This is a genomic window from Actinomadura sp. B10D3, assembly GCF_039871695.1.
Lineage (GTDB): Bacteria > Actinomycetota > Actinomycetes > Streptosporangiales > Streptosporangiaceae > Spirillospora > Spirillospora madurae.
This window is the reverse complement of record NZ_JBDPLY010000011.1, coordinates 1-12,612: the sequence shown is the minus strand read 5'-3', so window position 1 is coordinate 12,612 and position 12,612 is coordinate 1. Positions and strand designations below refer to the sequence as shown.

The 12,612-nt window shown below is 70.6% G+C and carries 11 protein-coding genes; 4 read left to right on the top strand and 7 right to left on the bottom strand.

Annotated features, from left to right (window positions below; all coding sequences use genetic code 11):
- Window positions 1-170: 170 nt before the first annotated feature.
- From ABGB11_RS18005 to purS, 7 genes are all read right to left on the bottom strand, one after another.
- Window positions 171-977, bottom strand: a complete 807-nt coding sequence (locus ABGB11_RS18005) for a hypothetical protein (protein ID WP_347634134.1) — start codon at window positions 975-977, stop codon at window positions 171-173.
- A 667-nt stretch (window positions 978-1,644) separates the two neighbouring features.
- A complete protein-coding gene (locus ABGB11_RS18000; protein ID WP_347634132.1) occupies window positions 1,645-2,394 on the bottom strand; it encodes a hypothetical protein in 750 nt (249 codons plus the stop codon).
- Window positions 2,395-2,408: 14 nt separating this feature from the next.
- Complete coding sequence (locus tag ABGB11_RS17995; protein ID WP_347634130.1) at window positions 2,409-3,134, bottom strand: hypothetical protein; 726 nt, start codon at window positions 3,132-3,134, stop codon at window positions 2,409-2,411.
- Window positions 3,135-3,189: 55 nt separating this feature from the next.
- Window positions 3,190-5,475 carry a phosphoribosylformylglycinamidine synthase subunit PurL gene (gene purL, locus ABGB11_RS17990; protein WP_347634523.1) on the bottom strand — a complete coding sequence of 762 codons (2,286 nt, stop codon included), beginning with the start codon at window positions 5,473-5,475 and terminating at the stop codon, window positions 3,190-3,192.
- 1,105 nt (window positions 5,476-6,580) lie between these two features.
- Window positions 6,581-7,261: a phosphoribosylformylglycinamidine synthase subunit PurQ gene (gene purQ, locus ABGB11_RS17985; protein WP_347634128.1), complete on the bottom strand. Its 681-nt coding sequence runs from the start codon at window positions 7,259-7,261 to the stop codon at window positions 6,581-6,583.
- A 99-nt stretch (window positions 7,262-7,360) separates the two neighbouring features.
- Window positions 7,361-7,807 (bottom strand): ATP-binding protein, encoded by a 447-nt coding sequence (locus tag ABGB11_RS17980; RefSeq protein WP_347634126.1) that lies wholly within the window; start codon window positions 7,805-7,807, stop codon window positions 7,361-7,363.
- A gap of 125 nt (window positions 7,808-7,932) precedes the next feature.
- Window positions 7,933-8,175, bottom strand: coding sequence for a phosphoribosylformylglycinamidine synthase subunit PurS (purS, locus tag ABGB11_RS17975; RefSeq protein WP_021599207.1), 243 nt, complete (start codon window positions 8,173-8,175; stop codon window positions 7,933-7,935).
- 95 nt (window positions 8,176-8,270) lie between these two features.
- Here purS and ABGB11_RS17970 point away from each other — a divergent pair, with 95 nt between their 5' ends.
- The 4 genes from ABGB11_RS17970 to ABGB11_RS17955 all read left to right on the top strand — a co-directional run.
- Complete coding sequence (locus ABGB11_RS17970) at window positions 8,271-9,890, top strand: hypothetical protein (protein ID WP_347634123.1); 1,620 nt, start codon at window positions 8,271-8,273, stop codon at window positions 9,888-9,890.
- A gap of 207 nt (window positions 9,891-10,097) precedes the next feature.
- Entirely contained in the window at window positions 10,098-11,228 is a 1,131-nt protein-coding gene (gene pdhA, locus ABGB11_RS17965) for a pyruvate dehydrogenase (acetyl-transferring) E1 component subunit alpha (RefSeq protein ID WP_347634121.1), read from the top strand.
- The gene (locus ABGB11_RS17960; protein ID WP_347634119.1) at window positions 11,225-12,214 is read left to right on the top strand and encodes an alpha-ketoacid dehydrogenase subunit beta; all 990 of its coding nucleotides are present in this window, start codon (window positions 11,225-11,227) and stop codon (window positions 12,212-12,214) included. Before pdhA ends, ABGB11_RS17960 begins: the two co-directional genes overlap by 4 nt.
- Before the next feature lie 5 nt (window positions 12,215-12,219).
- A partial coding sequence (locus ABGB11_RS17955) for a biotin/lipoyl-containing protein (RefSeq protein WP_347634117.1) occupies window positions 12,220-12,612 on the top strand: 393 nt, incomplete at its 3' end.

The following is a 12,612-nucleotide window of genomic DNA, read 5'->3' as shown; positions in this document are numbered from 1 at the left end:
TGCGCGCATCCGAGGGCGTGCCGTCCAGCGACGGGCAGCTGTTGCAGACCCTGCCCAACAAGAAGGCCACCAAGCGGGAACAGCCAAACGTTACGACGCATGCGCGGGGTGTGAAGCGAGAACAAGGGCCCGGCAGCATGCCGCCGGGCCCTTGCAGGTCGTCTTGCAGACTAACGGTCGCGCCAAGGCCAGGCTACGAGAAAGCCCGCCACGCCCATGGAGCAGGCACACCAGAACCCGTACGAACCGCCGGCGAAAAAGTTGGAGAGGAGACCGTGAGGGAAGATGCGGTCGAAGAATGCAAGACCGCAGACACCCCCGACGCCGATCCCGATCAGAATGATCTCGACTAGAATTTTGGGGGCCGCTGTGTCGGCGACGTCCCGCAAGGCGAGCTTACGAGGCGGGCAGTCGACGCCGTCGACCACGTTGACGATGCCGCTGACAACAGTGACGATGATGCCGCCTGCGACAGCGCAGATGGCAAGGCCGACGTGGCCCGAGAAGTCGAACATGCCGCCTCGGTCGCCGTTGTTCATGATGGCGACGCAGACTACGGCCATGACGGCGCCCGCGATGGCACGGACAGCACGGATGACAACACCTCGGTTGAACGCGGCCCTGCGGATGGACATGAACTTCGTCATTGGATGACTCCCGATTTGTTGCACGCGCAAGAACGCGCGACTCGATTCGGGATCTACCGTCCTGAGACGGGACGAACATGCATGGACGCCGTGGCTACCCGCCGACACACCCCCGCCTGGAGTCATGCCTTTGCGCGGGTTCTCAGGCTGCACGCCGTAGCGCAGCCGGTCGCGCAGGTCGGCAAAGCCCTTGACCAGGTATTTCGCCAGGTAGGCGATCAGCTTGCGCGACTGCGGGGCGTGTACTCCACAGGCGGAGCCGGAGGCTTCGCTCTCTCGAAGCTCCGCCGGGTCGGCTTCCGCGATCGCAACGATCGTGGACTTGATCACGATGACGAATCGTGGACGGTTCTTCCCGACCAGCGACCGCAAGGTCGCTCAACCAAGACGGAAGGACCGAATCATGGCGCCTCGAGGACCTCATGGCCGCCCTGGGCCCAGCCCGCAGGGACCGGCCGGCCCCCGCCCCGGAGGTGGCGACGGACCGACGCCTCCGCGGCCGATCCAGCCTCCGACGCCCTGAACAGGCGTTCGGCATAAGCTGAACTCTCACAATATGATCCCGGCGGGAGCGGCTCAGGCCGTCTCTCCGCCGGGATTCTTCGTCTGAGACGGATGCACATCGGGGGCAGTCGGGGCCACGATCAGGTACGAGACGTTGAGAGCCACCGAGGGGACGAGTCCCAGGCCAATGGAGTCGGGCGGGACGATCTCGCTGGTCGTGATCTTGGCAGGTTCAGAACTCGGTCTTCTGGCCGGACCGCCCTCCGACCAGAGGCGGCGTCATGCTCACCGCACGCGCCCGGGGCCTCGGCACCACCTGGACCACCGCACAAGCTCCTCGAACGCGAACTCGCCGCTGCGCTGGGCGTCCCCTACGACGAGGTGATGCTCGCGGCATTCATTCCGCTCGCCTATACGATCGGCACCGATTTCAAACCCGCGCCTCGTATCCCGCGCGACCAGGTCCTGCACTGGGAGCGATGGTGAACGGCTGTTAGGTGGGCGTCCAGCCTTGGGCTTGGAGGCGGTCGAGGGCGCGGTCGAGGATCGCGCGGCCCGGGGCTTCCTTTTCCCACCAGAGCGACCAGCCGACGCTGATGATGAGCTGGGTGAAGGTGTCGAAGTCTCCGTGGTCGAGGTGCCCCGTGTGGTTGTACGCCTGCATGGAGAACGGCGGCCAGGTGACCATGTCGGCCCGGTGGGCCCACAGCGTGCCGTCGTCCACGGGTATCAGCGGGATGTGGACGTCGGCATTGCGGTTGTCGTGGTCGTCGACCACCAGGTGATCCGCCTGCAGCGGCACGCGGGCCATGGTGTCGTGGACGTACATCTCCTGCCATTCGACCCACTGGCCGTCGGAGACATCGTCGGGGTCGTCGAGCGCGCGGGCGGCCAGCTCGAACATGCTCGCCTCGTCGATCGTCTCGGCCTCCGCCTCCACAGAGTCGACGTAGGCGGAGTGCGCGTACGAGGGCGTGTCCGGAGACGTCAGGTACCAGTTCCAGCGGGCCGGGACGTGGCCGCCGATGCCGGGGATGCCGTCGATCTCTTCCACGACCAGCCGGGTGATCCCGAATTCCAGGGGGCGCGCCAGGTCGCGTGACAGTTCACCGAGCGCGCCGATGACGGATCGGGCGGTCACCCGTTCGAAGGCCTGCCACGACAGATCTCCGCGCTTGTGTCCCCGTTCGAGCGCGATTCCCTTGCTGTCCTTGTAGACCCAATGCTCGGCGGGGGTGATCATCTGCGCTCCGGGTTCTACGGGTCGGGGATTATCGTGGCGGTCAGGAAACGGCCGTTCGCGGAGCGGGCGTACGTCACTTCATCGCCGTACGGGATGACGGACGCGAAGGGGATCTCCGTGGGATAGGCGGCCGTGCGGAGATCCGCCAGGTAGGCGTCGTCGGGGAGGTCGGCCGCGGCCGCCGCGATTTCCGGGTCGTCGGACGTGCGCGCCGTGGCGGCCGGCACCGGTTGGACGGCGTTCTCGGGGTGGCGGGACAGCGATTCCTCGTCGCCGAAGAACCAGTCGCTGAACGCCTTCCCCAGGTCGCCATCGGCGCGCAGGGCGGCCTCCAGGCCCGATGCCAGGTTGTCCGCCCAGCTCAGCAGGCTCGGAGCCACCAGGCGAGCGTAGGGCTCCTCCCAGAAACTGAAGACCCGGCCCCAGGAACCGTCCTCCACGTCCACGTAGTACGTCGTCGCGGAACCGTCGCTGTGCAGAAGCCAGTAGGTGGAGGAATCGGCGCCCAGCGGCCAGCTCTCGTTCACCACCGGGACGTGATTGTCGGGCTGGTTGAAGTCGAAGACGTACCGGTCGCCGATCCTGAAGCCGCCGACGGCCCCGAACAAGGCGCGGACGTCTTCGGGGACGGAAATCGCCCACGGAGACATCGCGTCGTCCGGGACGGCCGGTAGTAGCTCTATCCGGCCGTCCGAGATCCTCGCCAGCTCCTGAAAGCGGGCGGCCACTGCGTGCGGCATCCGGTGCGCCTCCTCAAGATCCCTGATGAGGGATCGTAGCCCGAGGAGGCGCCGGTCAGTCGGCGTAGCTGGGAAGCATCCGCTCGTGCGCCTCGCGCAGCTCGGACAGCGGGATGCTGAACAGCTCCTGCTGGTCGCCGTCCGCGCCGCGTCCCGTCACGTTCAGCGCGTCGCCGCCCGCCATGCCCAGTTGGGTGACCGGGACGCCCGCCGACTCGCAGAGGGCCGCCAGGCGCGCCTCGGCGCCCGGACGGACCGCCACCATCGCGCGGGCCACCGACTCGCTGAACAGCGTGACGAACGGGTCGCCCGGCAGGGTGATGCGGGCGCCGAGGCCGCCGCGCAGGCACGACTCCACCAGCGTCTGCGACAGCCCGCCGTCGGACAGGTCGTGCACCGCGGTGACCAGGCCGTCCCGGATGGCGGCGACCATCACCGACGCGAGCGCGGCCTCCGCCTTCAGGTCCACCAGCGGCGGGAGGCCGCCCAGGTGGCCGTAGACGACGTGCGCCCATTCGGAGCCGCCGAACTCCTCGCGGGTCTCGCCGAGCAGCGCGAGCGTGGCGCCGTCGGACGTCAGCGACATGTTCACCCGGCGGCGCACGTCGTCGTGGACGCCGAGGACTCCGATCACCGGGGTCGGGTTGATCGGGGTGTCGCCCGTCTGGTTGTAGAAGCTGACGTTGCCGCCCGTCACCGGGATGCCGAGGTACTGGCAGCCGTCCGCGAGGCCCTCCACGGCGCGCGCGAACTGCCACATGACGCCCGGGTCCTCCGGGGAGCCGAAGTTGAGGCAGTTGGTGACGGCGAGCGGCCGCGCACCGGTCGCGGCGACGTTGCGGTACGCCTCCGACAGCGCGAGCTGCGCGCCCGAGTACGGGTCGAGCCGCGTGTAGCGGCCGTTGCCGTCCAGGGACAGCGCGATGCCCAGGCCGGACTCGTCGTCGACGCGCACCACGCCCGCGTTCTCCGGCATGGCCATGACGGTGTTGCCGAGGACGTACCGGTCGTACTGCGACGTCACCCACGTCTTGCTGGCGAGGTTCGGCGCACCGGCCAGCCACAGGACCGTCCGGCGCAGCTCGTCGCCGTTGGACGGGCGGGTGAGCCGCCCGGGAGTGTCGGACTGCAGCGCGCCGAGGTCCTTCGGCGGCTCCAGCGGCCGGTTGTAGACCGGGCCCTCGTCGGCGGCCGTGACCGGCGGGATGTCGACGATCGTCTCGCCCCGCCACGTCATGACCAGGCGGCGGGTGTCGGTGACCGTGCCGATGACGGTCGCGGGGATCTCCCAGCGGGCGCAGATCTCCATGAAGCGCTCGACCTTGGCGGGCTCCACCACCGCCATCATCCGCTCCTGCGACTCGCTCATGAGGATCTCCTCGGGGAGGAGCGTCTCGTCGCGGAGCGGGACGGCGTCGAGGTCGACGTGCATGCCGCCGGTGCCGGCCGCGGCCAGCTCCGTCGTCGCGCAGGACACGCCGGCCGCGCCGAGGTCCTGGATGCCGACCACGAGGTCCTCGCGGAACAGCTCCAGGCAGCACTCGATGAGCAGCTTCTCCATGAACGGGTCGCCGACCTGGACCGACGGCCGCTTCTGGTGCGACTCCTCGTCGAACGTCGCCGAGGCGAGGACGGACGCGCCGCCGATGCCGTCCGGGCCGGTGAGGGCGCCGAACAGGATCACCTGGTTGCCGGGGCCGGGGGCCACGGCGCGCTTGATGTCCTCGTGCTTCATCACGCCGACGCACAGCGCGTTGACGAGCGGGTTCTGCTCGTAGCAGGCGTCGAAGACCGTCTCGCCGCCGATGTTGGGCAGGCCCAGCGAGTTGCCGTAGCCGCCCACGCCCGCCACCACGCCCGGCAGGACGCGCTGGGTGTCGGGGGCGTCCGCCGGGCCGAACCGGAGGGAGTCCATGACGGCGATCGGCCGCGCGCCCATCGACATGATGTCGCGGACGATCCCGCCGACGCCGGTCGCGGCGCCCTGGTACGGCTCGACGTAGGACGGGTGGTTGTGCGACTCCACCTTGAAGGTGACCGCCCAGCCCTGGCCGATGTCCACGACCCCGGCGTTCTCCCCCATGCCGACCAGGAGCTTGTCGGTCTTCGGGGCCTTCTCGCCGAACTGGCGCAGGTGCACCTTGGAGCTCTTGTAGGAGCAGTGCTCGCTCCACATGACCGAGTAGATCGCCAGCTCGGCCGACGTGGGGCGGCGCCCCAGGATGTGCCGGACGCGCTGGTACTCCTCGTCGTTCATCCCCAGCTCGGCGTACGGCTGCGGACGGTCGGGGGACGCGGCGGCGATGGCGACCGTGTCCGTGCCGTGGTCGGCGGGCCCGATCGCGGGCTGCGGGCCGGTGCCCCGTCCGATGGCCGGCTGCGGCCCCGTCCCCGCGCCCACAGCGGGCTGCGGGCCGGTACCGCGTCCAATGGCCGGCTGCGGCCCCGTCCCCGCGCCCACGGCGGGCTGCGGGCCGGTACCGCGTCCAATGGCGGGCTGCGGGCCCGTCCCGGCGCCCACAGCGGGCTGCGGACCCGTCCCAGGGCCTACGGAAGGCTGGGGGCCGGTGCCGGGGCCGACCGGAGGCTGCGGGCCCGTACCGGGGCCCTCGGCGCCGAACCGGACCAGCGGACCCGTGTTCAGGTCGACGAGCGGCTGCGGGCCCGTCCCCGGGCCGCCGGGCCCCACGGCGGGCTGCGGACCCGTCCCGGAGCCGACGACGGGCTGAGGGCCGGTACCGGGGCCGACGGCGGGCTGCGGACCCGTACCGGTCCCGACAGCGGGCTGCGGACCGGTTCCGGAACCCACGGTGGGCTGCGGGCCCGTGCCGGAGCCGACCCTAGGCTGGGGGCCCGTCCCTGGGCCGACCGCAGGCTGAGGGCCCGTCCCAGTACCGACCGCAGGCTGCGGACCGGTGCCCGTGCCGACGGCGGGCTGCGGGCCGGTGCCCGGCGCGACCGGAGCCTGCGGTCCGGAGTCGGACGGAGGCAGCGGAGCGGCGAAACCGCTCAGGTCGGGCACGGTCAGCGAGGGGTCCGCCGCGGTGACGTTCGGGTCACTGGCGGCGCGTTCCTCCTCCAGCGCACGCGCGAACTCCTGCTCGGGGCCCGGAGCGGGCACCGACGGGACGTCCGACGCCGACTGCTCGCCGTCCAGCACCGGAATGGGCCCGGTGAAGGGCCCCGGCGAGCGCTCGGCCGGAGGCTCCTGCCGGGACGGCCGGACGACGGGCATGTCCTCGTCGACGATGGCCTTGAAACCCTGCGTCACCGCGGGGTTGACGGGCTGGAGCTCAGGGTCGTCGGCGTCGGACTTGAGCTCGCCGAGCCACTCCATCGACGGCTCGTCACTGTCCCGGGTCGCCCGCCCCGAACCATGGGGCCTCTGCTCACTCATGCGTCCTCCTTGTGGGGGACGATCCCCCACACCCCCTGGCCCGCCGTGCTCATGCGTTGACCAATCTCTTAACTACCGAAGCAAAGAACCCGAGACCGTCAGTGGAAGGCCCTGTGAGGGATTCCACGGCGTGCTCGGGATGGGGCATGAGCCCGACCACGTTGCCGGCCTCGTTGCAGATCCCGGCGATGTCGTCGAGGGAGCCGTTCGGGTTCAGGTCGAGGTACCGGGCGACGATCCGGCCGGAGTCGGCCAGCTCGATCAGGGTCTCCCGGTCGGCGGTGTAGCGGCCGTCCCGGTTCTTCACCGGGATCACCAGCTCCTGCCCCTCGGTGTACTCGCTGGTCCACGCGGTGTCGGTGTTCTCCACCCGCAGGCGCTGGTCGCGGCAGACGAAGTGCAGGCCCGCGTTCGGGAGCAGCGCGCCCGGCAGCAGGTGCGACTCGCACAGCACCTGGAAGCCGTTGCAGATGCCGAGGACGGGCAGGCCGTCGTCGGCGGCGGCCGTCAGTTCGGTCATCAGCGGCGCGAACCGGGCGATCGCTCCGGCCCGCAGGTAGTCCCCGTAGGAGAACCCGCCGGGCAGGACGACCGCGTCCACGCCCTGCAGGTCGTGGTCGGCGTGCCAGAGCGCGACCGGTTCGGCGCCGGCGAGCCGCACGGCGCGTGCGGCGTCCCTGTCGTCCAGGGATCCAGGGAAGGTGATGATCCCCACCCGGGCAGCATCCATCTGTTCTGTTCCTCCGAAATGAGGTGCGGCCGGGACGGTCGGGATCTCCTCCGCCGATCACCCCGCTGCGCGTCGCATTCCCCCCGCGCGCGTACCAATCTACCCGGCGCTGTGCATGAGGTCGCGGTCGAGGCGGCCTATCAGTGCCCCGTCGCGCCAGGTCAGCCGCTTCCGCAGGTGAACGACGGTGCCCCGGTCCGGCGCGGAGTCGATGTCGAGGTCGTCCACCAGCGCGCGCATGATCCTAATGCCGCGCCCGGACTCGCTCAAAACGCCCCGATCCTCCGGGGCCGGCCGTGGCCCGCGGCCCCCGTCCGTGATTTTGAACTGACCCATACCCGCGTGGACGTGCCCCGTGACCTCGTAGCCCCCGGTCGTCCGCACGTGCTGGACGACGTTGGTGCACGCCTCGGAGACGGCGACCAGGAGGTCGTCGACGCAGCCCTCGGCGACGCCCATCCCGCGCAGCGCGTCCCCCACCACCCGGCGGACCACCGGGATGCTCCGCACGTCGCGCGGCAGCGCGAGCGAGAACCTCAACTCCACCCGGACACCTCGTGTCACTGCCCCGGGCTTCCCACCGTTCCCCCGGCCCCGGAGCGTGCTCGATGACTCGACGCAGCTAACACTTCCCCGGCGGAATCTCGCGTAACCGCCATACTCGCCGGTGGTTACAGAACGTGAACCTCGTAGTTCTCGATGACGGGGTTCGCCAGCAGCGTCTCGGCGATCTTGCCGACCTGCTCCAGGGCGGCCTCGTCGGCGTCCCCCTCCAGTTCCACCTCGAACCGTTTGCCCTGCCGGACGGCGACGACCCCGTCGTAGCCCATCTGCGGCAGCTTCCGGGCGATCGCCTGGCCCTGCGGGTCGAGGATCTCCGGCTTGAGCATGACGTCCACGACGACACGCGCCACGGTCGCCCCCTCACTGATCAGCGCTTTTCCTTACGATCCAGAAGCGTACGGCACCATTGCCGAGCAGGACCCATCCGCACCCCCGGAGCCGCACGATGAACATCGATGACCTGACCCCGCCGGAGCGCCGTCTCTGGGAGGCCTTCCCCAGGGGCGAATCGATCGATCTGTCCTCCGGCGACCAGGCACTCGACGACATCACGCGGTCCGACCGCTGGGGACACGACCGGGTGGTCAGGGCGGAGGTCCTCGTCGCGCTGCTCGTCGGCGCCGTGGAGGCCGAGCCCGGGCAGGTCGCCGCCGTCCGGCTCGGCGGGGCGCGCATCACCGGCTCGCTGAACCTCGGGCACGCGGAGGTGCGCGTCCCGCTGGCGCTCACCGGCTGCGACTTCGACGAGGCGCCGCACCTGTACTGGGCGACCATGAGCAGCGTCCACCTGATGCGCTGCCGCCTGCCGGGCCTGATCGCGTCCGGTACCCGGGTCGACGGGCACCTGTGGCTGGAGGGCAGCCGCATCAACGGCGGCCTGTGGCTGGACGGGGCGAACATCACCGGCATCCTGAACATGTCGGGCGTCCACCTGTCCAACCCCGGCGGGGACGCGCTGCTGGCCGACCGCCTGTCGGTCGAGGCGAACGTCTACTGCGACCAGGGGTTCACGGCCAACGGCGAGGTCCGGCTGCCGGGCGCCCGCGTCGGCGGCCAGCTGATCTTCCGGGGCGCCCGGCTGCACAACCCGTCCGGCGCGGCCCTGTACGCCAGCCGGCTGGACGTGGCCGCGAACGTGTTCTGCGACGGCGGGTTCGCCGCCGAGGGCGAGGTGCGGCTGCGCGGCGCCCGCGTCGGCGGCTACCTCTCGTTCGTCGGCGCCCGCCTGGCCGCGCCCCAGCGGACCGCGCTCAACGCCGACGATCTGTCCGTCGAGACCGACATCTACTGCTCGGACGGCTTCACCGCGACCGGGGCGGTCAGCTTCTCCGGCGCGCGGGTCACCGGCCAGCTGAGCCTGCGGGACGCCCGGCTGCGGCACGACCAGGGGACGGCGCTCAGCCTCCAGCGCGTCCAGGCCGAGGAGCTGCTCCTGCGCACCGCCGAGCCGGTCAGGGGCACCACCGACCTCTCCTACGCCCGGATCAGCCTGCTGCGCGACGACGCCGCCTCGTGGCCGGAGCGCCTGCAACTGGACGGCCTCCAGTACGAGACGCTCGAACCGCCGCTCTCCGCCCGCGAGCGCCTCGCCTGGCTGCGCCGCGACACCGATGGTTACGCACCCCAACCGTACGAGCGGCTCGCGCAGACGTACCGCTCGCTCGGCCTGGACGCCGACGGCCGCTCGGTGCTGCTCGCCAAGGCCCGCGACCGGCGCAGGACCCAGGGCGTCCCCCGCAAGATCGTCGGCTGGCTGCAGGACGCCCTGGTCGGCTACGGCTACCGCCCGTTCCGCGCCGCGAGCTGGCTCGTCGGCCTGCTGGCCTTCGGGACGATCGTCTTCTCCCTCCACAAGCCGGCCGTCCTCGACGACGGGCACCACCCGAACTTCAACCCGTTCTTCTACACGCTCGACCTGCTCCTGCCCATCGGCAGCCTCGGCCAGGAGATGGAGTTCGCCCCGAAGGGCGTCTACCAGTGGATCGCCAACCTCATCGTCGCGGCGGGCCTGCTCCTCGGCCTGACCGTCGCGGCCGGCGCGACCCGGGCGCTCTCCCGCGAGTGATCGCGGAGCGGGCGGCGACCCCCCGGAACGGCGGCGTCAGCGGGCGGGAGCGGGGTAGGGACCTCGATGCCGGGGCTTGCATCACAGGGTGTGATGTCTGCCACGATGGGATTGCGGCTTTTGTCCCTTACCGGGGAGCAAGGCCGCTGACATCGGCCGGCTGCGCGGCGATCCCGCGTAACGGCCCCGAACGAGGAGTGTCCATCGATGACGATCGACTCCGTGCGCGGCGCGCCCGGCACCCCCGAGCTCGCGCAACCCGAGCTCGTCCAGTTGCTCACCCCCGAAGGGGAGCGCGTCGAACATCCTGACTACCCCCTGGACCTCAGCGCCGAGGACGTCCGCGACCTGTACCGCGATCTGGTGATCGTGCGGAAGATCGACCTGGAGGCCGTGGCGCTCACCCGGCAGGGCGAGCTCGGCATCTGGGCGTCCCTGCTGGGGCAGGAGGCGGCGCAGATCGGGTCGGGGCGCGCCCTGACCGAGAACGACATGGTGTTCCCGACCTACCGGGAGCACGGTGTCGCCTGGTGCCGGGACGTCGAGCCGCTGAAGCTGCTCGGCCTGTTCCGGGGCGTGAACCACGGCGGCTGGGACCCCGCGGAACACATGTTCCACCTCTACACCATCGTGATCGGCAGCCAGACGCTGCACGCGACCGGGTACGCGATGGGCATCCAGCGCGACGGTGTCCTCGGCACACCGTCGGCGGGCGCCACCATCGCCTACTTCGGTGACGGCGCGACGTCGCAGGGCGACGTGAACGAGTCGTTCGTGTTCGCGTCCGTGTTCAACGCGCCGATCGTGTTCTTCTGCCAGAACAACCAGTGGGCCATCTCCGAGCCACTGGAACGCCAGTCGAGGATCCCGCTCTACAAGCGCGCGCAGGGCTACGGCTTCCCGGGCCTGCGGGTGGACGGGAACGATGTGTTCGCCTGCCTGGCCGTGACCAGGAAGGCCCTGGAGAACGCCAGGACGGGCCAGGGCCCGACGCTCATCGAGGCGTTCACGTACCGGATGGGCGCCCACACCACGACCGACGACCCCACGCGCTACCGGCTGAAGGCCGAGGAAGAGGCCTGGAAGCTCAAGGACCCGATCGAGCGCGTCAAGGCGTACCTGGTGCGCGGCGACCTGGCGGACCCGGCGTTCTTCGACAAGATCGACGAGGAGGCCAAGCAGATGGCGCGCGAGCTGCGCGAGGCGTGCCTGGCGCTGCCCGACCCGGAGCCGCTGTCGATGTTCGACCACGTGTACGCCGACCGGCATCCGCTGATGACCGAGGAGCAGGAGCAGTTCGCCGCCTACCTGGCGTCGTTCGAGGAGGAGGCGAAGTGACCACCCTGACCCTCGGCAAGGCGTTGAACGAAGGCCTGCGCAAGGCCATGGAGAACGACCCGAAGGTCCTCGTCATGGGCGAGGACGTCGGCAAGCTCGGCGGCGTCTTCCGGATCACCGACGGCCTGCAGAAGGACTTCGGCGAGGAACGCGTCATCGATACCCCGCTCGCCGAGTCCGGGATCGTCGGGACGGCGATCGGGCTGGCGCTGCGCGGCTACCGGCCGGTCGTGGAGATCCAGTTCGACGGGTTCGTGTTCCCCGCCGCCGACCAGATCATCACGCAGCTCGCGAAGATGCGGATGCGCTCGCTCGGCAAGGTGTCGCTGCCGGTCGTCGTCCGGATCCCCTGCGGCGGCGGCATCGGCGCGGTGGAGCACCACTCGGAGTCGCCGGAGGCGTACTTCACGCACACCGCCGGCCTGCGGGTGGTGGCCTGCTCGAACCCGGTGGACGCGTACGCGATGATCCAGCAGTCGATCGCCTCCCCCGACCCGGTGATCTTCTTCGAGCCCAAGCGCCGGTACTGGGAGAAGGCCGAGGTCGATCTTGAGGGTGGTGTCGGCTCCACCGACTGGGCCCCGCTGCACGAGGCGAAGGTCGTCCGGCCGGGCGAGCACGTCACCGTGCTGGCGTACGGGCCGGCGGTGAAGACGTGCCTGGAGGCGGCCGCCGCGGCGTCCGAGGAGGGGCGCTCGCTGGAGGTCATCGACCTGCGCTCGCTCAACCCGCTCGACATCGGCGCCGTGACGGACTCGGTGAACCGGACCGGGCGCTGCGTCGTCGTCCACGAGGCGCCGGTCTACAGCGGTTTCGGCGCCGAGCTGGCCGCGCGGATCACCGAGCGGTGCTTCTACCGGCTGGAGTCGCCGGTGCTGCGCGTCGGCGGGTTCTCCACTCCGTACCCGCCGTCGCGCATGGAGGACCAGTACCTGCCCGACCTCGACCGCATCCTGGACGCGGTCGACCGGACCTTCGCGTGGTGACGCCGGTGAGCCAGCCGAAACTGTTCAAACTGCCGGACGTGGGCGAGGGCCTGACCGAGGCCGAGATCGTCAAGTGGCACGTCCAGCCCGGCGACACCGTCGAGGTCAACCAGACGATCGTGGAGATCGAGACGGCGAAGGCGATCGTGGAGCTGCCGTGCCCGTTCGAGGGCGTGGTGTCCGAGCTCCTGGTCACCGAGGGCCAGACCGTGGACGTCGGCGTGCCGATCATCGCGGTGGACGCCTCGGTGGACGCCTCGGTCGACAGTGGGGGCTCGGGCGGGGTGGCGACCCCGGTGTCCGAGCCGCCGGCGCAGGCCGCGGCGATGCGCGAGGAGGGCGTGCCGACGGTCAACGAGCCCGGCATGGTGACGCCCGAGGAGCCGCCGAAGCGCCAG